23 protein-coding genes are annotated in these 20,358 nt (G+C 57.9%); 8 read left to right on the top strand and 15 right to left on the bottom strand.

All coding sequences use genetic code 11. From position 1 onward, the window contains the following. Window positions 1-77: 77 nt before the first annotated feature. A complete protein-coding gene (locus INR77_RS12920) occupies window positions 78-1,130 on the bottom strand; it encodes a lipase family protein (protein WP_223071439.1) in 1,053 nt (350 codons plus the stop codon). Between the two features lie 94 nt (window positions 1,131-1,224). Beyond that, a complete protein-coding gene (locus INR77_RS12925; RefSeq protein ID WP_223071440.1) occupies window positions 1,225-1,686 on the bottom strand; it encodes a peptidylprolyl isomerase in 462 nt (153 codons plus the stop codon). 177 nt (window positions 1,687-1,863) lie between these two features. Here INR77_RS12925 and mgtE point away from each other — a divergent pair, with 177 nt between their 5' ends. Continuing rightward, complete coding sequence (gene mgtE / locus INR77_RS12930) at window positions 1,864-3,312, top strand: magnesium transporter (protein ID WP_223071441.1); 1,449 nt, start codon at window positions 1,864-1,866, stop codon at window positions 3,310-3,312. A 30-nt stretch (window positions 3,313-3,342) separates the two neighbouring features. Next, window positions 3,343-3,732 carry a DUF1489 family protein gene (locus INR77_RS12935; protein WP_223071442.1) on the top strand — a complete coding sequence of 130 codons (390 nt, stop codon included), beginning with the start codon at window positions 3,343-3,345 and terminating at the stop codon, window positions 3,730-3,732. Window positions 3,733-3,755: 23 nt separating this feature from the next. On the opposite strand, the gene INR77_RS12940 is transcribed toward INR77_RS12935, so the two are convergent. The 7 genes from INR77_RS12940 to INR77_RS12970 all read right to left on the bottom strand — a co-directional run bounded on the left by INR77_RS12940 (window position 3,756) and on the right by INR77_RS12970 (window position 9,234). Beyond that, complete coding sequence (locus tag INR77_RS12940; RefSeq protein ID WP_223071443.1) at window positions 3,756-3,998, bottom strand: Flp family type IVb pilin; 243 nt, start codon at window positions 3,996-3,998, stop codon at window positions 3,756-3,758. Between the two features lie 98 nt (window positions 3,999-4,096). Then, on the bottom strand, window positions 4,097-4,762 hold the full coding sequence (locus tag INR77_RS12945; RefSeq protein ID WP_223071444.1) for a cytochrome b/b6 domain-containing protein: 666 nt from the start codon (window positions 4,760-4,762) through the stop codon (window positions 4,097-4,099). 23 nt (window positions 4,763-4,785) lie between these two features. Continuing rightward, on the bottom strand, window positions 4,786-5,277 hold the full coding sequence (locus tag INR77_RS12950; RefSeq protein ID WP_223071445.1) for a cytochrome c: 492 nt from the start codon (window positions 5,275-5,277) through the stop codon (window positions 4,786-4,788). Between the two features lie 75 nt (window positions 5,278-5,352). Beyond that, the gene (locus INR77_RS12955; RefSeq protein WP_223071446.1) at window positions 5,353-6,231 is read right to left on the bottom strand and encodes a DUF1295 domain-containing protein; all 879 of its coding nucleotides are present in this window, start codon (window positions 6,229-6,231) and stop codon (window positions 5,353-5,355) included. Window positions 6,232-6,320: 89 nt separating this feature from the next. After that, window positions 6,321-7,013 carry a DsbA family oxidoreductase gene (locus INR77_RS12960; protein WP_223071447.1) on the bottom strand — a complete coding sequence of 231 codons (693 nt, stop codon included), beginning with the start codon at window positions 7,011-7,013 and terminating at the stop codon, window positions 6,321-6,323. Next, complete coding sequence (gene nudC / locus INR77_RS12965) at window positions 7,013-7,912, bottom strand: NAD(+) diphosphatase (RefSeq protein ID WP_223071448.1); 900 nt, start codon at window positions 7,910-7,912, stop codon at window positions 7,013-7,015. The genes INR77_RS12960 and nudC overlap by 1 nt, the downstream gene beginning before the upstream one ends. Continuing rightward, window positions 7,912-9,234 (bottom strand): serine hydrolase, encoded by a 1,323-nt coding sequence (locus INR77_RS12970; RefSeq protein ID WP_255573783.1) that lies wholly within the window; start codon window positions 9,232-9,234, stop codon window positions 7,912-7,914. The genes nudC and INR77_RS12970 overlap by 1 nt, the downstream gene beginning before the upstream one ends. 134 nt (window positions 9,235-9,368) lie before the next feature. On the opposite strand from INR77_RS12970, the gene INR77_RS12975 reads away from it, so the two are divergent. Then, complete coding sequence (locus INR77_RS12975) at window positions 9,369-9,590, top strand: hypothetical protein (RefSeq protein ID WP_223071449.1); 222 nt, start codon at window positions 9,369-9,371, stop codon at window positions 9,588-9,590. Window positions 9,591-9,689: 99 nt separating this feature from the next. Here INR77_RS12975 and INR77_RS12980 read toward each other — a convergent pair whose 3' ends face one another. Continuing rightward, window positions 9,690-10,730, bottom strand: coding sequence for an A/G-specific adenine glycosylase (locus INR77_RS12980; RefSeq protein WP_223071450.1), 1,041 nt, complete (start codon window positions 10,728-10,730; stop codon window positions 9,690-9,692). A gap of 29 nt (window positions 10,731-10,759) precedes the next feature. Between INR77_RS12980 and INR77_RS12985 the strand changes: the two genes are divergently transcribed. From INR77_RS12985 to INR77_RS13000, 4 genes are all read left to right on the top strand, one after another. After that, window positions 10,760-11,317 (top strand): DUF721 domain-containing protein, encoded by a 558-nt coding sequence (locus INR77_RS12985; RefSeq protein ID WP_223071451.1) that lies wholly within the window; start codon window positions 10,760-10,762, stop codon window positions 11,315-11,317. After that, the gene (locus INR77_RS12990; RefSeq protein ID WP_223071452.1) at window positions 11,314-12,090 is read left to right on the top strand and encodes a thioredoxin domain-containing protein; all 777 of its coding nucleotides are present in this window, start codon (window positions 11,314-11,316) and stop codon (window positions 12,088-12,090) included. Before INR77_RS12985 ends, INR77_RS12990 begins: the two co-directional genes overlap by 4 nt. Window positions 12,091-12,227: 137 nt before the next feature. After that, window positions 12,228-12,971, top strand: a complete 744-nt coding sequence (locus INR77_RS12995) for a thioredoxin domain-containing protein (RefSeq protein WP_223071453.1) — start codon at window positions 12,228-12,230, stop codon at window positions 12,969-12,971. Window positions 12,972-12,992: 21 nt separating this feature from the next. After that, a complete protein-coding gene (locus INR77_RS13000; RefSeq protein WP_223071454.1) occupies window positions 12,993-16,430 on the top strand; it encodes a chromosome segregation SMC family protein in 3,438 nt (1,145 codons plus the stop codon). 27 nt (window positions 16,431-16,457) lie between these two features. Here the strand turns inward: INR77_RS13000 and INR77_RS13005 are convergent, their stop codons facing one another. The 5 genes from INR77_RS13005 to rpmF all read right to left on the bottom strand — a co-directional run bounded on the left by INR77_RS13005 (window position 16,458) and on the right by rpmF (window position 19,663). Beyond that, window positions 16,458-16,904, bottom strand: a complete 447-nt coding sequence (locus tag INR77_RS13005) for a MerR family transcriptional regulator (protein WP_223071455.1) — start codon at window positions 16,902-16,904, stop codon at window positions 16,458-16,460. A 36-nt stretch (window positions 16,905-16,940) separates the two neighbouring features. After that, the gene (locus tag INR77_RS13010; RefSeq protein ID WP_223071456.1) at window positions 16,941-17,240 is read right to left on the bottom strand and encodes an integration host factor subunit alpha; all 300 of its coding nucleotides are present in this window, start codon (window positions 17,238-17,240) and stop codon (window positions 16,941-16,943) included. A gap of 125 nt (window positions 17,241-17,365) precedes the next feature. Further along, on the bottom strand, window positions 17,366-18,343 hold the full coding sequence (locus tag INR77_RS13015; RefSeq protein WP_223073566.1) for a beta-ketoacyl-ACP synthase III: 978 nt from the start codon (window positions 18,341-18,343) through the stop codon (window positions 17,366-17,368). Between the two features lie 64 nt (window positions 18,344-18,407). After that, complete coding sequence (gene plsX / locus INR77_RS13020; RefSeq protein ID WP_223071457.1) at window positions 18,408-19,454, bottom strand: phosphate acyltransferase PlsX; 1,047 nt, start codon at window positions 19,452-19,454, stop codon at window positions 18,408-18,410. A gap of 26 nt (window positions 19,455-19,480) precedes the next feature. Then, window positions 19,481-19,663: a 50S ribosomal protein L32 gene (gene rpmF, locus INR77_RS13025; RefSeq protein WP_223071458.1), complete on the bottom strand. Its 183-nt coding sequence runs from the start codon at window positions 19,661-19,663 to the stop codon at window positions 19,481-19,483. Window positions 19,664-19,956: 293 nt separating this feature from the next. Between rpmF and INR77_RS13030 the strand changes: the two genes are divergently transcribed. Then, window positions 19,957-20,352 (top strand): MAPEG family protein, encoded by a 396-nt coding sequence (locus INR77_RS13030; protein ID WP_223071459.1) that lies wholly within the window; start codon window positions 19,957-19,959, stop codon window positions 20,350-20,352. Window positions 20,353-20,358 lie beyond the last annotated feature (6 nt).

Here is a 20,358-nt window from a genome sequence, read left to right on the forward strand (position 1 = left end):
GCCAAGCAATGTGATCTCCTGCGACGGCAGGAGCCCATCATCCACCAGAGGAGATGGCTTCCTGCTTTCGCAGGAAATCATGAGGGTTCGGACTGCTCCGCTTCGTTTGCGTCCTCTTTGGCTTCATCAGACGGGCGCGCGATGTGTTCGCATGGGAATTCCTCGTGCTCCATCACGCCGGGATGCCCGTCGGTTTCGCGTCTGCATTCAACGATGGGACGCTTGATCGTATAGGGATCTTCGTCCTTGTGCGCTTCGATCAGCTTCCCCGCCTCACGGTCGGCATAGGCTGCGATCCAGATGAGGCAATCGGCAAGCCTTCGCATCTTGTGCTTGGTCGCAGCATTGACGCCGGGGCTGCAATTGAGGGTGAAGACTTCTGCTGCCGGCTCTGGCTTGTAGCGCGCGGGATAGCGCAGCCCCTCACCGCGCTCGTTAAACACGGTGCGCTTGTCGGCATTTGCGTCGGCCTCGCCAGAGTAAAAGGGCGAAGTGTTGAACATGAATGCGGTCACCTTGCGATCTTGAACCGATATTTCAGTCGCAAGCGCCCCGCCCAATGAATGTCCGGTCACGACCCACGGCACTTCGTCGGAAAACCTCGATGTTTCAGCGTCATAAGCCTGCATGGCAAGCTTTGCCTGATCATCGGAAATCGTACCGTAGAAAATATCGCGCAAGATTCCATTGCCAGCTGCATCCGTCCCGCGAAAAGAGAGGATGCGTTCGAGCGGGCCAGCCTGTTCCGCGATCGGTGTGCCGGGCCTGTACCGTTCCCACACGGTGTAATGAAAGCCGGTTTTCTCCCTCTCTTCTGGGTCTATGGGCGGATTTGTCTCCCATTCCTCCGGCGGATCGACCTTGACCAGCCAATCGGGCGGAAAGGCATAAATGTCTTCGTCCGCCTCATAAGTCTGAAGCGAGGTAATGGCATATGGGTAGGCTTTCACCGCCCCTTCGCGCACAAAATCGCACCAGCCCCCCGGCTCCATCCGGCATGGGCTGCGCGATTGGGAGATGTCGGGATAGGTGGCGCAGGCGGTGAGGGTGAGCAACAAGCCCGCCGACACCGCTCGCCTAGTGTCACTGTGCTTTCCTGCGAAAGCAGGAAACCATCTCCAAATGTTCATGCTGGACTCCTGCTTTCGCAGGAGATCACGCGGTTGCAAAGTCATCCCGCTTTAACTCCCCCGACAAGAAGTCCATCCGCAAAAGGGGCTTGGCTTAACCCACAGTCGCTTTCACGATCTTGCCCGGCTGCGCAGGTGGCTCGCCTTTTGGCAGTGCGTGGACGTGTTCCATGCCGCTCTCGACATTGCCCCATACGGTGTATTGTCCATCGAGGAAGTGCGCGTCTTCGAAGCAGATGAAGAATTGCGAGTTTGCGCTGTCAGGCATTTGCGAACGCGCCATTGAACAGGTGCCTTCGACGTGCGGCTCTGAGTTAAACTCGGCCTTCAGGTCTGGCTTTTCCGAGCCACCCATGCCGGTGCCGGTGGGATCGCCGCCTTGCGCCATGAAGCCTGCGATCACGCGGTGGAAGACAACGCCGTCGTAAAAGCCTTCGCTGGCAAGCTCGGTGATGCGCTCAACGTGGCCCGGTGCCAGATCAGGGCGCAGCTTGATCACGACGTCTTTTCCTTCGCCATCGCCAGTGTCGAGCGTGAAAGTCAGTTTCTCGGCCATTACTTCTATCTCCAAAAAATTCCAGACCCGTTCGTGCTGAGCCTGTCGAAGCACGCGCGCGCCCTTCGACAGGCTCAGGGCGAACGGATGTTTCTGCTTGTGTCGCTCGCTCTCTACCATTTTAGATTCAGATGTCACCCGCTTGCTTTTCAAGCCCCCCCAACTAAACCGGCAAACATGGTCGATCCCTCCTCTCTCGATGAAATCCGCATGGCGTCCGACGTTGAGGAAATGGTGCGTCCGGACGACCGGATCGATGATGAGCGCCACGATGAGGAAAACCGCCTCAAGCGTTCCTTTGTAAGTGCGGTCAAGGAGGCGCTGAGCGAAGGCGACACCAATGCGGTGTACGACCTTGTCGAACCGCTCCACCCCGCAGACATCGCCGACCTCATCGAGCTGACGGACGAGGAAGACCGTTCAAACCTCGCCGCAGCGATCACCGACCTCATGTCCTCCGAAGTGGTCGCAGAGCTAAACGATCACGTGCGCGAGCTGATGATGGAACAGCTCGCGCCGCAGGATGTGGCCATAATCACCGAGCAAATGGAAACCGATGATGCGGTCCAATTGCTCGAAGACCTCGACGAGATCGACCAAAAGGCAATCATCGCCGAGATGGAGCCTGAAACACAGGCTGCGGTTGAAAGCGCGCTTTCCTATCCAGAGGAAACCGCCGGACGCCTGATGAACCGTCACGTGATGGCGGTGCCGGAGCATCTGACGGTGGGCGATTTGATCGACTACCTTCGCGAAGAAGGTGATCTGGAGCATGATTTTTATGAGGTGTTCGTGGTCGATGCCTCACACCATCCGGTCGGCACTTGCGCCTTGAATTGGATTTTGACCACGCCGCGCCGGGTCAAACTTGTCGATGTGATGAAACGCGACCAAACCTTAATTCCGGTCAACACCGATCAGGAAGAAGTCGCGCTGATGTTCCAGAAATACGCGCTCATTTCGGCGGCTGTCGTTGATGAAAGCGGGCGTTTGGTCGGCCAGATGACGGTGGACGATGTGGTCCACATCATCTCCGAAGAAGCGGGCGAAGACGCTCTGCTCCTTTCAGGTGCGGGCGATGGTGACATCAACGAACCTATCCGCGAGGCCTATTCCAGCCGCGTGCGCTGGCTAGTCGCGAACCTGGGTACGGCGGTGATTGCGTCGGCCATCATCGCCTTTTTTGGCGCCGCGATTGAACAATTGGTGGCGCTCGCCGTGCTTATGCCGATTGTCGCCAGTATTGGCGGGAATGCAGGCACGCAAACGATGGCGGTTGCCGTGCGCGCGATTGCAACCAATCAGCTGACGCGGGCAAACACCTGGCGCATTGTCTGGCGCGAATTGCGTGTTGCGATGCTGAACGGTGCAACTGTGGCAATACTCATCGGCATTGCTGCGGGTGTCTTGTTCGGACCAGAGATGGGGGTGGTGATCGCCCTTGCGATGGTCATCAATATCGCGGTGTCCGGGCTTGCGGGCGTACTGGTCCCCGTCGCGTTTGAGCGTATGGGCCAAGACCCCGCCGTCGCCTCAAGCGTATTTGTCACCATGATCACCGATTCCATGGGCTTTTTCGCCTTTCTCGGCCTTGCGGTTGTGGCTGGATTGGCTCCGCTCTCTTGAGCCTGCGCACCCATGCCCTAGATTAGGATCATGCCCCTACACCTCACAAAGATCGCTTACGGCGCGCAAAGCTATGCCGAGCTTGAAAGCTGGTATCGCGGCGGCCGCGCGCCTTACCTCACGACCAAATATCGCCCGACCAAGTGGGAGCAGTGCATCGGCGGCTCGCTTTATTGGATACATCAGCACTCCATTGTTGCGCGGTCGGAAATCCTCGGCTTTTCGCAAACCGACAGCGGGCGGTGGCTGATTGAGCTTAAACCGGAATTGGTGCGCGTACAGCCGCGCCCCAAGCGTGCGCACCAAGGCTGGCGCTATCTCAAGGGCGAGCCACCACGCGACCTTGCCGAAGGCGAAGACATTGGCGATGCGCTTCCAGGAAAGCTTGCCGCTAAACTGGAGAAGCTGGGCCTGGTTTAGTCTGTGCCACTTGGCCCGTGCGTTCAGGGGGCGGGAGGCGACAAATTGATGAATTCGCCTTCCTCTTCCTTGCCCATGGCCTCGTCAATCGCACTGAAGGTTTGGCCGGTCGCATTTCCCAGCGATGAAAGGGCCTGCATGGCGACAATGCCCACAAGAGCGGCCAAAAGACCATATTCGATTGCCGTTGCGCCGCGCTGATCGCGAAGCAGATAAGAAAGGGTTCGGGGTGCTGCTTTGAGCTTGGCAAGGAGTTGGTGTGTCATGGCGAAAGCCATTAAACCCCTGCCTCCTGACACAATCCTCACCAAGCTGGTGAAGCGCCTCAAATTGGCTGCTACGTCGAAACGCGTAGGCGCGATTATCAGGTCAGCGGCGGTGCGCCTGAGTAGATCCAGAAAGCAAAGCCAGCCGCAACAGCCAGGCACACAAGCGCTCTTACCCACGGGGTTGGCGAATTGTCCTTCACGTTTGTGGCCTTCTCGCCCGATCCTGCGACCATCGGCCCAATCAGATTTTGCGCCTGAAACGCGCCATAAAGTCCAATGGCAAGAATGTGCACGCCCACCATTGCGAAGACGACCCAATAAAACCATTCATGCGTGTCTGTGAGAAAGTCCGCTGTTCCCACACCGACGAGCGGGTTCAATGGCCCTGTCGCCCCGTCGAACGGGTCACCGGCAAAAAGCCCCATGCTGATCTGCGCAAGCATGAAACCCAAAAGCGCCAAGACCGAAAGCGCACCTAAAGGCGTGTGGCCCTTGTGCTGTTTGTGAGGGAACTCGCCGCGAAGATAGGCCAGAACCGCTCCCGGCCCCCTGACGAAGCTTGCAAAGCGCGCGGTGTCAGTGCCGATAATACCCCACAAAATGCGAAAGACGATGAGCGCCAAAAGCACATGGCCAAGCCGCATATGCCAGCCCCATTCGGAATTTTCCGCGGTGACATACATCGCTGGCAAAAGCAGAACGAATGACCAGTGCGTGAAACGCACTGGCCAATCCCAGATTTTCACCTTGTGAGTGCTCATCTTTGGGTCAGTTCAAACGGCGATTAATCGTCGTCGACGCGGTATTTGTCGTGACACGCCTTGCACCCGTTAAGGCCCAGATTGCCGACCTGACCGCCGACCGCTTCTGGATCGCCTGTTTCAGCGGCAGCCATCAAATCAGCGCTCGCCGCAATTGCGTTTTGGATAGCTTCGTCAAATCCTTGGGGATCTTCCCATATGGTTGCGAGCGCTTCTGTATCATAGCCCGCTTCCATGCTCGTGCCCTCAGGGAAGAGGTTGGGCAGACGCTTCAATCTCTCGTTAATGTCAGCCGCGCTGGTCTGGATGAGCGCCATATCAGGACTGTCTGTTTCAAGCTGTTCACGGATCGCCTTGAAGCTATCGCCGATCTCTTCGAAATTGTCCTGACGCTCAGCAATTTCGGCAGGGGCATCGCCCGCAGGCGCAGCGGCTTCTTCTTCTGCGCCGCCACCACAGGCGGTGAGCAATGCACAAGCAGAAATCGCGATAAAAACAGAAGGTATCCGGGCCATATGGCTCTCCTTTAACAGTTCCGATCCCCTTGAGAGAAACTGTATCGCCGTTGAACCAAAACGCAACGGGCGTTCTTACGAAGAGGGCGGCTTTGGAAACAGCGCAGGCGTGTTTTTGCGGTACTTTTGATAGTCTGGGTCATCGCCCCAACGTTTTTTCGCCTGCTCCTCCTGCAAATTGATCCCGCTGATCCGGGTAAGCAGGAGATAGACGAAAACAGGGGAGATCACGACAAGCCACGAGAGCCCCGAGAGCACTGGAATGGCGATCACGAGAATGCCCGTCCATAAGGTAATTTCGCCAAAGTAGTTGGGGTGACGGCTCCAGCGCCAAAGCCCGACATTGATAAAATCACCGTCATTGTCGGGATCGTTTTTGAACGCGCTTTTCTGAGCATCGGCCACGCTTTCAAAGATAAAGCCGAACAGCCAGATCGCCGAGCCAAGGAAAAAGAACGCGTCGAGCGCAACGCGCGTTTCAGCGGTAATAACGGCAACTGCTGCCGAAGCGGTCAGAACCACCCAAAGCGCTTGAAGTGTCCAGGCGGCAAGGAAGCGCGCAGGGTTGGTCTTGATCTTTTCAAAACGGCTGTCAGTGCCCCCTGCATTCTTGATCCGGATAAACAGAAACGTGCCAAGCCTGATGCACCAGATGATCACCATCGCCGCGACGACAAGGCTGCGCGTGTCGAGATCACCGTGATAGCCAAAAGCGGCATAAACACACAGCAATGTGACCGTGAAATAGGTGATTGCGCCCATGGTGTCATAAAACTTGTCGCTTTGCGCGATGGCTGAGGGAATGTAGGCGAGCCAGTTGAGTGCAAGCGCCCAGACCCCTGCGACGAACATGGCTTTCACGCCGACAAAGGGAACGCTGTTAGCCCCTGCAAACCACGAAAAGGCCAATATAACGGCAGCAACGATCGCCACCACGCCCAAGCTTTTCCCCATAGCTAACCCCCTGTTTTGTTATTCGACCCGATCTGGTGTCTTCATCGCAACTGCTGAGCACAGATCAAGGTTCCCGAAACCTTGGCTGCTCACGCAGCAGTTCTCGATTTCTCGGCCACTTTTCTCAACACATTGACATAAGTTTCGGGCCCTTGCGCACCGGGGACCATGAATTTGCCATTGATGATCATCGCCGGAACGCCTGAGATATTGAGGTCCCATGCTTGGCGTTCTTCTGCCTCAACGCGCGCGTTTAGCTCTGCGTCATCAAGCGCCGCTTTCGCAGCCATTTTGTGAAGACCAACGCCAGCGGCAATGTCCAACAGCACTTCACGGTCAGATAAGTCGCGGCGTTCGTTGAAGTGAGCCCTGAACAACGCCAGCTTAAGCGCGGTCTGGACTTGCGGCCCTGCCTCTTCGAGCGCGAATGTCAGCAGACAATGGCACTCTCTCGTGTTCCACATCATCGCAGCCGGCGCTGGCTCTTCGTCGCCCTCGTATGTCAGCGAGACACCCGCTTCCTCAGCGATTGTCTTCATACGTCCACGCACCGCTGCGCCTTCCTCGGCGGACCGGCCATATTTGCGCCGCAGATGCGCTTCCTGCTCTTCGCCTTCGCGCGGCATATCGGGATTGAGTTCAAACGGGCGCCAACGCAATTGTGCCTCAATCTCACCATCAAGCGCGCTCAAAGCTTGCTGTAATTGCCCATAACCAATGAGGCACCACGGGCACATGACATCGGAGTAGATATCAATTGTCAGCTTTTGGGCTGCGCTCATCAGTCCTTCTCCAGCCACCATTTCATCAAATTATGTGCAATTGCATGGGGCGGTGGGGCAACAAATGGTCCGTCACCTGCAAGAGAGCTCGCCACTTCTTCGCGGGTGTACCAGTTGATCTCTGCCATCTCGGTTTCATCAATGACGAGTGCATCGTCATCGGCATAGGAGTGGCAGGCGATCATCAGCTGGCTCGGAAAAGGCCAGGGCTGGCTTGCGACATATTCGACATCGCGCACCCGCACTCCTGATTCCTCAAAGACTTCGCGCGCAACCGCCTCTTCAATGGTTTCTCCCGGCTCGACAAATCCGGCAAGCGCGGAAAAACGCCCCTCAGGCCAGCCAAGCCCGCGTCCAAGCATGAGCTTGCCATCACATTCGGCAAGCATGATGGTCACCGGATCAGTGCGCGGGAAATGCTGCGCCCCGCACGATGGGCAATTGCGTTGCCAGCCGCCTTTCGCGATTTCAGTCGATGCGCCACATTGCGCGCAGTGCCGGTGGCGTGCGTGCCAATCTATAAGACTGCGCGCACCGCCATAAAGCGCCAGATCACCCGGCTCCAGGTTCGCCATCAGCGCCCAAAGGCGCGGGTTTGCCATGCGAGGCGCTGCATCGCCCTTGGCCGGGACAGCGGCGAAGCACGCTTTTTCGCCCCCACCTTCTGGGCCATCAGCTCGGTCGATCCCAAGAAACACGAGCTCTGCATCCTCAGGCGCATCTGCCAGTGTGCCCCAGGCAAGCCTTCCAGCATCATCGAGCAGCGGCATAAGCTGATCGAGAAGCAGGAACTTGGCCTTCCAATTCATCAACGCACCGAGCGCGTCGCGGTCGGCACGAATATTGTCCGCCCGGTCAAGCGGCGAACCGGAAAAAGCAATCGGCAATGGTCCTGACATCACGCCGCCTTTTGGGTGCGCATCGCCATAAGGTCAGCTTCAAGAGCCGCCATATATTCATCCCGGATCGGATAGGCATCGCTTGGCATATATTGCGTATAAAGCGCAGCGCGCAGGCCCAGCTTATAATCCACCGCTGCCAGCGTTCCAGCAGCCCCGCCCCAGCCGAACGTGCCATTGACCACGCGGCCGCCTGCGCCGTGCCCTTGGCCTTCCATCCATGTACCCGCAAGGTCGACATCTTTCGGAAACAGGTTCGAGACGCCAAGGCGCACTGCGGGCTCGCTCATCACACGGGTTTCGCCAAGCTTGCCATATCCCAGCAGCATCCGCAGGAAGCGGTCGTAATCCTTAGGGCTTGAGACGAGCCCTGCCCCGCCAGCGGGGAAAGGTGCTTCATCGAGATAAATCGAACTTCCCGCAGGGTCGATCGGGAAAGGACTGCCGTTCAAAATGCCGTAATTGTCAGTCAGACGGTTCACATCGGCGGACGGCACTGTGAAATAGGTGCTCGACATACCGCAAGGATCGAAAATCCGCTCTTTCAGGAATTGATCGAAGGGCTGGCCGCTTGCCACTTCAATAACACGGCCAAGCAGATCAAGGCTCATCGAATAGCTGAATTTGGTCCCCGGCTGGAGAACCAGTGGCATTTTGGCAAGACCATCGGCAAAGGCTTCAAGGCTACTGACGGCTTCACCGCGCGCAATGCCCGGAATGGGCAGGCGCGTTACCCTGCCTGCAACCAGTCCCGCATTGTTATACGCCTCAACAATCGGCCCCTTTTGGATGATACCATAGCCAATGCCTGCCGTGTGTGTGAGCAAATGCCGCACAGTGATGTGGGTCTTTGCCGGTTCAAGATTATCCTCTGTAATCGCGCCATCATATTCAACCTGAACCATCATGTCCTTATAGGCTGGCAATATCTCATGGATCGGCTGATCAAGGCTCAGCACACCTTCATCGATCAGGATCATCGCTGCCATGCCGGTCACTGGCTTGGTCATTGAATAAACACGATAAAGTGTGTTTTCATCGACCTCCACATCGGAATTGAGCGCCAAAGTGCCCCCGCCGACGTGATGGGCATGATCTTCCTGCCCCCAACCAAAGGTCGCATAAAAGTTCGCAACCTTGCGCTCGCTTAAATACTTGTCCGCGAGCGCTGCCATATTGGGCCAGCTTTCTTCGACATTATGCGCCAGAAGCTCGCCCCCGAACGGCAGGCTGCCCAGAACGCTGATACCTGCGCCATAGGCAGCGGTACGGAAAAGGGCGCGACGTGAAAGGGCAGGATCAATAGCTTTACGGTTTTCCAAGGAACTCTCTCCGATGTCAGTTGACTTCTCTCTTGCGCGATCAATGGGGGAGCCAGGCGAAAGCGTCAATTGCGTTGTGAAACTGATTGCATTGCATACTTGTAAATCGGAGGTGTCATACCCACCTAATACAGATGTTCAATCTTCTCAGCTTCATTTTCGGGCTTATCAGCCTTGTCATCGTCATCCCGTCGACCATTCCCTTGCTTGGATGGGGCAACTGGATTGCCATGCCTATCATCGTGATCGGGATCATTCTGGGCGCGCTTTCGTCGAGTAATGGGGGGCGCAATTTCTGTCTGATCGTATTTCTGATCGCGGCCGTGCGTTTATCGCTTGGTGGCGGGCTTATCTAAGCTAGCGCGAGTGATTTCCTGCGAAGGCAGGAATCCATCTCCAAAGGCCGATGATGGGCTGCTGCTTCCGCAAGAGCGCACCGGGTTTGGTTTGAGGAATTACCCTTTATCAGCAACCGCTAGCAGCGCGGCTTTGGCAAAAAGTGTCGGCAGTCCGGCCTCCTCGATCGTCTCCACCGGCCACCATTCGCCTTCTCCTTGAGGCGCGCCGTCGCCGCTAATCGCCACCACGTCCAGCGTTAAATGCGCATGGGTGAAGGTATGTCGCACCGCACCTAGGCTCTCGATTTCGCCTGCAAGGGGCACCTCGCCAGAGCCATCTTCGCGCGCGCTCCAGCCGTCATCGGGAAGGCTTCGCATTCCGCCGAGCATCCCTGTGCCGGACCGTTTAACGAGCCAGACCTTTCCCTCGCGCTCAATCCAGAACGCGCGGCCCTTGCGCTCAGGCTTTGCCTTTTTCGGCGGTTTGACTGGCAGGCGTTCAGGTTCTCCGGCAGCGCGTCTCTGACATTTATTCGCCAATGGGCACAGCAGGCAGCGCGGAGCTTTGCTAGTACAAATGGACGCGCCTAAATCCATCATGCTTTGCGCAAAGTCGCCCGCGCGCGCATCAGGCGTTATCGCACTGGCGCGTACACGAATGGTTTTGCGCGCACTGGGAAGCGGCTCATCAATATTGAATAGGCGCGCCACCACGCGCTCCACATTGGCATCGACCACCACTGCCCTTTGCCCAAAGGCGATGCTGGCAATCGCCGCCGCCGTGTAAGCGCCCAGCCCCGGCAGTTTCAAAAGCTCTGCTTCAGTTTCAGGAAATCCGCCAAGTTCAGCGACAACCCGCGCACATTTCACCAGATTGCGAGCGCGGCTGTAATATCCAAGCCCCGCCCATGCCGCCATCACATCCTCATCAGCCGCCTTGGCAAGGTCGAACACAGTGGGCCAGATGTCTGTGAACTTCGCAAAGTAAGGCTTTACCGCGGCAACCGTTGTTTGCTGAAGCATCACCTCCGACAACCACACACGGTAAGGGTATGCGGGATCGTCAGGGCGCGGCTCTCCCGGCGGCACTCGCCAAGGCAGAGTGCGCGCGTTGCGGTCATACCAGTCCAAAAGTATATCAGAGATGGTGGCAGTCACGCCCCGCCTATGGCATGGGCTATCGCACCATGGGAACAGGCACCGACAAAAAGACACCGAAAAAGCGCGCGCCCAAGGTGGGCAAGCCTTTTGAAAGGCCAAGGGGTCGCGGCGCCAAAGCCATCGGCGAGCTTATGCCCGATATTGGGCGCACAGCGTTCCGACGGTTTGGCTTTGTGCAAAGTTCGGTCGTCACCCGTTGGCCTGAGATTGTCGGGCCCACCCATTCGCTGATCTGCGCGCCTGAAGCGATCCGTTTCCCCCCCGGTGAAAAGTCAGAAGGCATCCTTCAATTGGTGGTAAAGCCAGCGCACGCGCCGCTGATCCAGCAAGTGCTTCCAGAAATCATTGAGCGGGTGAACCGCTTCTTCGGCTATAAAGCGGTTGCGCGTGCCAAAATCCGGCAAGGCGAGGTTAAGCCACCGTCGGGCAATGAACGCCCCAAACCGCCACCATCTTTGCGGCCTATTCCCATGGAATTGGGAGACAGCCTACGCGATATTGGCGATCCGGAACTTAGAACTGTGCTCGAATCCCTCGCGCGCAGCCTTGGCGATGACGACAAGAAAGACGATCAAGAGAGATGAAAACCCTCAAATTCCTTGGCCTTGCAGCGGTGAGTGCGTTTGGCCTTGCATTGGCCGCACCTTCAACGGCGCAGCAGTCCGATAGCCAGCAAGCCGAAAACCAGCTTAAAGATCCGCCTTCCGCCTTCTTGGTGGATAAACGCCGCGCGTCCTGGCACGCCGAGGTACAGAGGACCGAGCGCGGGTTCATGATCGGCAATCCCAAGGCCGAAGCCTCTCTGATAGAATGGATCAGTTACACTTGTCCTGCCTGTGCGAATTTCGCGCGCGAAGGCGAAGGGGCGATGGATCTTGCTCTGCTCGCACCCGGTCACATGAATGTCGAAGTGCGCCCCGTTATTCGCAACGCGATTGACCTTACCGTCTCCATGCTAGTCCAATGCGGCGGGGAAGAGGAATTCAAAGAGCGGCACCGGATGTTCATGATGGGTCAGCGCACGTGGCTGCCCAAGGTACAAAGCGCGCCGCAAACTCAGCTTGCCAGTTGGTCTTCGGGCAATAAGGCAGCCCGTCTCAGCATGGCATCGGCGCTGGGCTTTGACGATATGCTCGCCAATCGCGGGGTGTCTCGCATGGATATTTCCACCTGTCTTAGCAATGACGAAGCTGCTCAGGCGCTTGTCCAGAATGGCTCGGCCGACCGGACAGAATTCTCAGTCACCTCAACGCCAAGCTTTGCCCTTGATGGAGAGCGATTGGCCGATGTGCACGGGTGGAATACGCTTTACCCAGTGATCGCCGAGCGCTTTAAGCCCGAAAACTCGTCTCAATAAGGAGCAGAACACGGGCCAAGAGAGTGTCATTCCCATGTAATCGACACTTTTGTGCACAGGCGCTAAGCGTTTGGCCTTCCCGTGCCTCTCCTCACACGTATAGTCTTTTTGCTTAGATCGAAGGATTCTTGACAGCCATGACCGTTCGCAATTCTCTTAAATTCGCCCTCGCCGCTCCACTGGCGCTTGCTCTTGCTGCGTGTGGCGGCGAAGCTGATGGCGACGCGGAAGCTGATGTCATCGCACCAATCGAAGCGCCTGAAGGTGCTAATTGGACGGACACGGTAACCGTCAGCGAAAGCGATGGTTACGTGCTTGGCAATCCCGATGCACCCATCAAGCTGGTCGAATACGCCTCGCACACTTGCGGCGGCTGCGCGAATTTCTCGCAAACGGCCAAGCCTTCGATCAAGGAATATGTCGCAACCGGCGTCGTAAGCTTTGAGCAGCGCAACCTTGTGCGTGACCCGATCGATCTGGCGGTGGCGACACTTGTGCGGTGCGGCGCGGACGAAAATATGCAGGTTCTCTCGGACGAGGCATGGAATTACCTTCCGCAGATTTTCGAGAATGTGCAGCAAAACTCCGCCGCTTACGAAGCAGCGGGCAAGGCACCAGTTGACCAACGCTTTATCGGGATTGCTCAGGCGGCTGGCCTCATTGACTTCTTCGCAGCGCGCGGACTTTCTGCCGATCAACAGCGCGCCTGTCTTTCCGATACCGCCAAGATTGAGGCAATTGCCGATAACTCTTCTGAGCAGGCCAATGAGCTAAAAATCACTTCGACGCCTACCTTCATCCTCAACGGTCGCAAGCTCGACGCGATTGGATGGAACGATGTCGAGGCTGCACTCCAGCGTGCCGGTGCGCGGCAAGAGTAAGAGGACGCAGCAGATACGCCCATGCAGATCAACCGGCTCAAAGTTTCAGGCTTCAAAAGCTTTGTAGAACCGGCTGAACTGCGCATTGAACCCGGCCTGACTGGGGTTGTTGGCCCAAATGGCTGTGGCAAGTCCAACGTGCTTGAGGCGATCCGTTGGGTGATGGGCGAAACCTCTGCGAAATCCATGCGCTCTGGCGGCATGGAAGATGTGATCTTCGCTGGCACAGATACACGGCCGCAGCGCGCATTTGCCGAGGTTGTTCTTCACGCTGAAGATGACAATGGCGAAGAGCTCGTCGTAACCCGCCGGATTGAACGCGGCGCGGGCTCTGCCTATCGCGTGAATGGCCGCGATGTGCGCGCGAAAGACGTGGCGCTGACTTTCGCCGATGCCGCGACCGGTGCACATTCGCCGGCGCTGGTGAGTCAGGGCAAAATTGCTCAGGTTATCGCGGCAAAGCCAGCCGAACGGCGCATGATGCTTGAAGAAGCAGCCGGGATTGCTGGGCTGCACGTTCGACGCAAAGATGCGGAAAGCAAGCTGCGCTCGACCGAAAAGAACCTGGAGCGGCTCGAAGACCTGATGGCAGGTCTGGATTCGCAAATGGCATCGCTTCGGCGGCAGGCGAAGCAGGCCGAACGCTACACCAAGCTGACCGAACAAATTCAACTCGCAGAGGCGCGCGTCGTCTTTGCTCGCTGGCGCGATGCGTCTTACGCAGCGAAAGAAGCGCGCGAGGCGGCGCAAGCGGCCGAAGACAAGGTAACACTGGCGCAAGCGGCGGCTTCCGAAGCTCAAAAGCAACAGGCCGAGGCCGCGGCCCACCTCGCCGAAGCGCGCGAGGAGCTGGCCGACCGCCGCGATGATGCAAACGCCCATGGGCACCGCATGGCGGCATTGTCCGAAAAGCTTGAAGCGGCAGAGACACGGCTTAAGGATTTGGAGCGGCAGAAAACGCGTCTTGAAGAGGACAGAAAAGACGCTGACCGGCTCACAAAAGACGCAGCGGAGGCTCTTACACGGCTTGAACGCGAGGTTGAAGCATCGCGGGCAACTTTCGCCAAAGCCGAAGCCGAGCGCCCGGCCCTCGCCGACCGCAGCGAAGATGCTGAACGCGCGAGCCGCACTGCTGAACTCGCTCTGGCAAAGGCAACCGCTGATCATGCCGGGGTTGAGGCCGAATGGCGCGTGGCTGAGGCGGCGATTGAACAGGCTGAAACCCGCCTTTCGAGGATTGAACGCGAGACAGAGCGGATTGATCAATTGCGCGCTGAATTGACGCACGGCGAAGACATGGAGGCAGCCGTTTCTGAAGCGCGCGAGGCGGCGGATGAGGCGGCGGATAAGGTGGCGCGGCTGCGCGAAAAGCTGGAACAAGAGCGCGAACGCAAAGCCGAGCTTCAAACGACACGCGATGAGGCGGCGACCGCTCTTGCCAGTGCAAAGGCCGAGCTTGCCGGGATTGAACGCGAATATCAGGCGCTGGTGCGTGACCGCGATGCGCGCACGAAGCGTGAGAAGGGGCGCGTAGGTCTTCCTGCAGCACTGGATAAAGTGCGCATTGCCCCCGGTTATGAGCGCGCAATTGCGGCCGTGTTGGGACGCGATGCGAAGTCGCCGCTTGGCCTGCCGCCTGACGTCTCTGGTTCTTGGCCCGATGGCCGTTTCTGGACCGGAGGGGTCGGCGGACCAGCGCAAGTTGCGGATAGCTTGCTGGACCAGATCACCGATTGTCCGGAAGAACTGCGCGCAAGGCTTGCCCTTGTCCATGTGGCCGAGGCTGACGATGGCCGGACACTCAATCCGGGCGAATGGCTCGTCACCAAAGCTGGCCACCTGCGGCGCTGGGATGGGTTTGTTGCGCGCGGTGAAGGGTCAGCCGAGGCGGCAAGGCTTGAGGCGGCCAACCGTTTGACCGAGCTTGAAGCGCTGCTTCCGCCTCTGCGTGAAGCCGTGGAGAAAGCGAGCGCCAGCGAAACGACCGCGCGCGAAGAGCTCTCCGCATTGCAAACTTCTCTGGTTGCTCAAGAACGCGAGATCGCAGGTGCAATCGAAGCCGAGCGCTCTGCCCTGCGCCGTCTCGACCAAGCCGAAGCCGCGCGCGAACGCAACGCAGCGCGCCTTGAGGAACTTGCAGCGTCCGCGAGCGATCTCGACGAACAATTGGCGAGCGCCAAAACCGAAGTGGAGAGCGCCAAGGAAGCGCGCGCCTCGCTTCCCTCACCCGATGCCGGCCGCGCCGCGCTTGATGCAGCGCGCGCCAAGCATGAGGCCGCAAAATCAGCGGTACAGGCCGCGATGGCGGAGCTTGCAGCCCACGATCAAGGCCTTGCCGTCGCGCGCGAACGCCTTGCCGCGCAACAGGCCGACCGCAGCAATTGGCAGGCACGCTCTGGCGAGGCGACGAAACGCGTTGCCGATGCCAATTACCGCCTCGAAGAGATCGAGGCCGAATATAAGGTGACGGCTGCCAAGCCTGCCTCTCTCATGGCGGAAATCGAACAGGGCGAAACAATCGCCGCGCGCCTGTCGGAACAATTGCAAGCAGCGCAAGCCGTGATGGAGCGCTGTCAGGCGGCGATTACCGAATGCGACCGTCAACTGGCGCAGGCGCAAGAGGCGTTGGCCGTCGCGCGTGAAGGCCGCGCAACGCTGGCCGCGCGTGCCGAAAACGAAGAGCAGCGCCGCTCAGAGATGGCGCGTATCTCAGGCGAGAAGTTCCAGTGCCCTCCCCCGCTTTTGGCAGACCGGTTTGAATTTGACGAGGACAGCGTCGAGCCCGCTTCGACCGAGAGCGAGGAAATGGATCGCCTCACCGCTGCCCGCGAGCGCATTGGTCCGGTGAACCTTGTTGCTGCTGAGGAGTTGGCAAGGATCGAAGAAGAACACGGCTCAAGCGCATCCGAACAGGCCGAATTGGTCGAAGCGGTGGGCCGCCTTCGCGCCTCAATCGGCAATCTCAACCGCGAGGGGCGTGAGCGTTTGCGCGCAGCGTTCGAAGAAGTGGATGGACACTTCCGCGTGCTGTTCACACGGCTTTTTCAAGGGGGCAAAGCGCATTTGGCGCTGGTCGATAGCGACGATCCTTTGGAAGCTGGCCTTGAAATTTACGCCCAACCGCCGGGCAAGAAATTGCAGAGCTTGTCGCTGCTTTCAGGTGGCGAACAGGCGCTCACCGCAACCGCGCTCATCTTCGGACTGTTCCTCACCAACCCTGCGCCCATATGCGTCCTAGATGAGGTCGATGCGCCGCTCGATGATGCTAACGTTGAGCGCTTCTGCGACCTTTTGGAGTCCATGGTTGAGACGACAAAGACGCGTTACCTGATCGTCACGCACAATGCCGTCACGATGAGCCGGATGCACCGATTGTTCGGGGTGACAATGGCGGAAAAAGGCGTCTCGCGCCTGGTCAGCGTTGATTTGGGCGAAGCGGAATTGATGGCGGCAGAATAGGCGCGGCCTCACCCTTGCCGCCAAGCCTTAGGCTTCGATAGCTTTTGCCAAGCGGTTGCGGATCTCTTTGAGCTTGGCGATGCTTTCCGACAAGTCAGGGCCATCGGTCTTGGCGACCGAATTGGCAGTTGGTTGAGCGCTATTGCTCGCACCATCGCCAGATGACACCCTTCTATCGCCCACTCGCCGATCACCCCGCCGACGTTCAGAACCGGGCGCACCATGGGCGCGCAAATAGGCTTCGGCCCCTTTGAGCGTGTAGCCTTCCTGATTGACCAGCCGGTCGATTTCCTGAACCATTTCAACATCGCTGGGGCGATAAAGGCGCCGCCCACCGCTGCGCTTCATCGGTTTGAGAAGCGAAAATTGCTGCTCCCAATAACGCAGGACGTGGGGCTTTATATCAAGCGCCTCGCTGACTTCGCCGATGGTGCGAAAAGCGCTTTTCGCTTTACCGTCTGCAAATTCCGCCATTTTTGAAGCGCGTCCCCGGCTCGCCAGCAGGGCGTCTTACGACGCCTTGGCGATTTTCTCTTTCAAGAGTTGGCTTGCCCGGAAGGTCAACACACGGCGCGGCGTAATCGGAACCTCGACACCGGTCTTGGGATTGCGGCCAATCCGCTCATTCTTGTCGCGCAAGACAAAACTTCCAAAGCCGGAAATCTTGACGTTTTCGCCATCGGCAAGGGCATCGGACATCTTGTCCAGAATAGCTTCAACCAGGTCGAGCGATTCAGCCCGGCTAAAGCCCATTTTGCGATTGATAGTCTCAGCCAGATCGGCCCGAGTAAGTGTGCCAGCAGAACGCATGATATGCCTTTCTCCAAGAGTTGGCGCGGTCCCTTTAGTGAGAAGGGTATAAACCTTCTTCTAAACTCGCGCAAATTAAACGTTGGATATCACGCAGTTTTTTGCCGCCAACAAGCATGAAAGGCTCACATTCGGAGGAGAGTTGCACCCCAGGTAAATCCGCCGCCCATGGCTTCAAACATGACAAGATCGCCGGATTTGATGCGCCCGTCCTTGCGCGCTGTATCAAAGGCAAGCGGCACCGATGCCGCCGATGTGTTGGCGTGTTGATCGACGGTTACGATGATCCGTTCAGGCGCAATTTTCAGCTTGCGCGCGGTCGCATCAAGGATGCGCTTGTTCGCCTGATGCGGCACGATCCAGTCGATGTCATCGGCAGAAATACCAGAATTTTCAATGACCTCGTGCAGAACGCTCGAAAGATTGACGACAGCGTGCTTGAACACTTCAGGCCCGCGCATACGCAAATGGCCGACCGTTTGCGTTGTGGACGGACCACCATCGACATAAAGAAGATCATGCTGGGCGCCATCGGCGTGAAGGCGGCTGGCAATGATGCCGGGACCGCCGTTTTCAACCGAAGTGGAGCGATCGGGCGCTTCGAGCACAACCGCGCCCGCCCCGTCACCAAACAGGACACAGGTCGTTCGGTCCTCCCAATCAAGAATGCGGCTGAATGTCTCGGCACCAATCACAAGGGCGCGGCGGGCCATGCCGGTCTTCAGCAGCGAGTCGGCGGTGGTAATCGCGTAAAGAAAACCAGAGCACACCGCCGCCACATCAAAAGCGATCCCGCCATGACATCCGAGTGCGTGTTGCACCTTGGTGGCTGTTGCAGGGAAGGTGTTGTCAGGCGTGGCCGTTGCAAGCACGATCAAATCGATGTCAGCAGGTTCCAGCCCCGCATCCTTGAGCGCCGAGCGTGCCGCATCCACTGCAAGCGAAGAGGTCGTCTCATCATCACCAGCAATATAACGCTGGCGAATACCGGTGCGCTCGACGATCCATTCATCGGAAGTGTCGACCATCGTGGTCATTTCCGCGTTAGTGACGACACGGCTTGGCAGGGCTGAGCCTGATCCCAATATTCGTGAACCGGGCACTTTTGATCCTGGCACTGAAAGCGCACTCCGCTTGCTTTGCGTAACGATACGCAAGAGGCGCTTTCTACGCCTTTCCGCTCGGTTTCAAGGCCTCTTCCCCCAATTCGCCCAAATCTTCGGCAATTCGGTCGATCAGGCGGTTTTCCAACAGGCGCGCAGCAACGGTGACCGCTTGGGCGACACCCTTGGCATTGGCGCTGCCGTGGCTTTTGACGACAACGCCGTTCAGGCCGAGGAAGACCGCGCCGTTGTGATTGTTGGGATCAAGATGATGCTTCAACAGCTCGGTCGCAGGCTTTGAAACAAGAAAGCCGAATTTGGACCGCAGAGAGCTGGTGAAGGCTTGCCGCAAAAGGTCGGTCACGAAACGCGCCGAACCTTCGATCGCTTTCAATGCGATATTGCCGGAAAAACCGTCGGTGACGACCACATGGGTTTCGCCCCGGTTGATCTTGTCGCTTTCGACAAAGCCGTCGAACGTCATCGCAAGACCCTTGGCGTTTTTCAGTTGCTCGGCCGCATCGCGCAAGGCCTCTGTGCCTTTGATGATCTCTGTACCGATGTTGAGCAGGCGTACAGTCGGGCTCTCAAACCCGTTCACAATGCGCGAATAGGCTGCGCCCATAACGGCAAATTGCACAAGGTTGCGCGCATCAGCCTCTGTGTTCGCGCCAAGGTCAAGCATGACCACATCGTGTGGTTCAAGCGTCGGCATAAGCGCGGCCAATGCGGGACGGTCGATTCCGGGAAGCGTGCGAAGGGCAAGTTTGCTCATCGCCATGAGCGCGCCCGTGTTACCAGCGCTGACCGCAGCGCCAGCCGCGCCCTCTTTTACCGCATTAACGGCAAGGCCCATGCTCGTGGTCTTGGCACGGCGAATGGCTTTGGAGGGGAGCTCGTCCCCGCTGATCACATCATCGCAATGGAGAATTTCCGAAGCGCCAGCCATGCCCGGATGGTCTTCGAGAGCGCGTTCGATACGCTCTTGGTCGCCGACAAGAAGGAATTTGAAGCGGTCGTGCTCGCGCCGGGCGAGAGCAGCGCCCTCGACCATGACGCGCACACCTTCATCGCCGCCCATCGCATCAATGGCGATACGCGGGAGAGTCATGCGCTAAATCCTTCTTTAATGACGGTTTAGATGCCCTTGGGGGCAAGCACCAGACGGCCGTTGTAATAGCCGCAGTGGTGGCACATCGTGTGCGGACGGTGCAATTCACCGCAGTTTGAACATTCACCGAAAGCTTCCACTTTCAGCGAGTCGTGCGCGCGCCGGTTACCACGGCGATGCGGGGATACTTTTCTCTTAGGGACAGCCATGGCTCAGCCATTTCCTTAAAATAGTTGCTTGCAAAGGCGCGATTCTCTCGACCCTTGCGTTGTGTTTCGGTGACGCCTTTAGGGCAAGGCCGCTAGCCACACAAGGTCAATCGCCCTTACGCGCTGCGTCCAAGCCTCAATTGGCGGGAAGCCGCGCGCTATAGCGAAATTTTCGAAGTGTGCAAGCGTTGAAGGCGTTCCCGATCGCTTAAGCAAGAGCGTTGCATCGCCCAAGCCCCTGACCTAGTTCGATTGCACAACAAAACCAAATAACAGTTGAGGGGATGCAAGTGATGGAACTTTTGAGCGTAACTCTGTCGAGCGCGGCGGCGGCTGCGATTTTGAACATCTGGTTGATGCTGCGCGTTGGCGCGGTGCGTCAGGCTGAAAAGATTTCCGTTGGCGATATGGACAATGAAAACCTCATCCGCCGGATGCGCGCGCAGGCCAATTTCGTAGAGAACGCGCCTTTTGTGCTGATTCTGATCGCTGCGATTGAGCTCTCCGGGCGCGGTGAGCCATGGCTCGCATGGGTTGCGGGCGCGTTTATTATCGGCCGCGTCGCACACGCTTTTGGCATGGATGGGGGATCAATGCAAATCGGCCGCATGATCGGCACGCTTGTGTCGATGCTGACGCTGCTTGGATTGGGCATCGTGGCTGCTCTTATCGCAGGCGGCGTGATGTAGTATTCA

This window comes from Erythrobacter sp. SCSIO 43205, assembly GCF_019904235.1.
Taxonomy (GTDB): Bacteria; Pseudomonadota; Alphaproteobacteria; order Sphingomonadales; family Sphingomonadaceae; genus Erythrobacter.

Coding starts and splice junctions, on each gene's coding strand:
- INR77_RS12920 (WP_223071439.1), bottom strand. CDS start 1,130: ATGAACATTTGGAGATGGTTTCCTGCTTTCGCAGGAAAGCACAGTGAC.
- INR77_RS12925 (WP_223071440.1), bottom strand. CDS start 1,686: ATGGCCGAGAAACTGACTTTCACGCTCGACACTGGCGATGGCGAAGGA.
- mgtE (WP_223071441.1), top strand. CDS start 1,864: ATGGTCGATCCCTCCTCTCTCGATGAAATCCGCATGGCGTCCGACGTT.
- INR77_RS12935 (WP_223071442.1), top strand. CDS start 3,343: ATGCCCCTACACCTCACAAAGATCGCTTACGGCGCGCAAAGCTATGCC.
- INR77_RS12940 (WP_223071443.1), bottom strand. CDS start 3,998: ATGACACACCAACTCCTTGCCAAGCTCAAAGCAGCACCCCGAACCCTT.
- INR77_RS12945 (WP_223071444.1), bottom strand. CDS start 4,762: ATGAGCACTCACAAGGTGAAAATCTGGGATTGGCCAGTGCGTTTCACG.
- INR77_RS12950 (WP_223071445.1), bottom strand. CDS start 5,277: ATGGCCCGGATACCTTCTGTTTTTATCGCGATTTCTGCTTGTGCATTG.
- INR77_RS12955 (WP_223071446.1), bottom strand. CDS start 6,231: ATGGGGAAAAGCTTGGGCGTGGTGGCGATCGTTGCTGCCGTTATATTG.
- INR77_RS12960 (WP_223071447.1), bottom strand. CDS start 7,013: ATGAGCGCAGCCCAAAAGCTGACAATTGATATCTACTCCGATGTCATG.
- nudC (WP_223071448.1), bottom strand. CDS start 7,912: ATGTCAGGACCATTGCCGATTGCTTTTTCCGGTTCGCCGCTTGACCGG.
- INR77_RS12975 (WP_223071449.1), top strand. CDS start 9,369: ATGTTCAATCTTCTCAGCTTCATTTTCGGGCTTATCAGCCTTGTCATC.
- INR77_RS12985 (WP_223071451.1), top strand. CDS start 10,760: ATGGGAACAGGCACCGACAAAAAGACACCGAAAAAGCGCGCGCCCAAG.
- INR77_RS12990 (WP_223071452.1), top strand. CDS start 11,314: ATGAAAACCCTCAAATTCCTTGGCCTTGCAGCGGTGAGTGCGTTTGGC.
- INR77_RS12995 (WP_223071453.1), top strand. CDS start 12,228: ATGACCGTTCGCAATTCTCTTAAATTCGCCCTCGCCGCTCCACTGGCG.
- INR77_RS13000 (WP_223071454.1), top strand. CDS start 12,993: ATGCAGATCAACCGGCTCAAAGTTTCAGGCTTCAAAAGCTTTGTAGAA.
- INR77_RS13005 (WP_223071455.1), bottom strand. CDS start 16,904: ATGGCGGAATTTGCAGACGGTAAAGCGAAAAGCGCTTTTCGCACCATC.
- INR77_RS13010 (WP_223071456.1), bottom strand. CDS start 17,240: ATGCGTTCTGCTGGCACACTTACTCGGGCCGATCTGGCTGAGACTATC.
- plsX (WP_223071457.1), bottom strand. CDS start 19,454: ATGACTCTCCCGCGTATCGCCATTGATGCGATGGGCGGCGATGAAGGT.
- rpmF (WP_223071458.1), bottom strand. CDS start 19,663: ATGGCTGTCCCTAAGAGAAAAGTATCCCCGCATCGCCGTGGTAACCGG.
- INR77_RS13030 (WP_223071459.1), top strand. CDS start 19,957: ATGGAACTTTTGAGCGTAACTCTGTCGAGCGCGGCGGCGGCTGCGATT.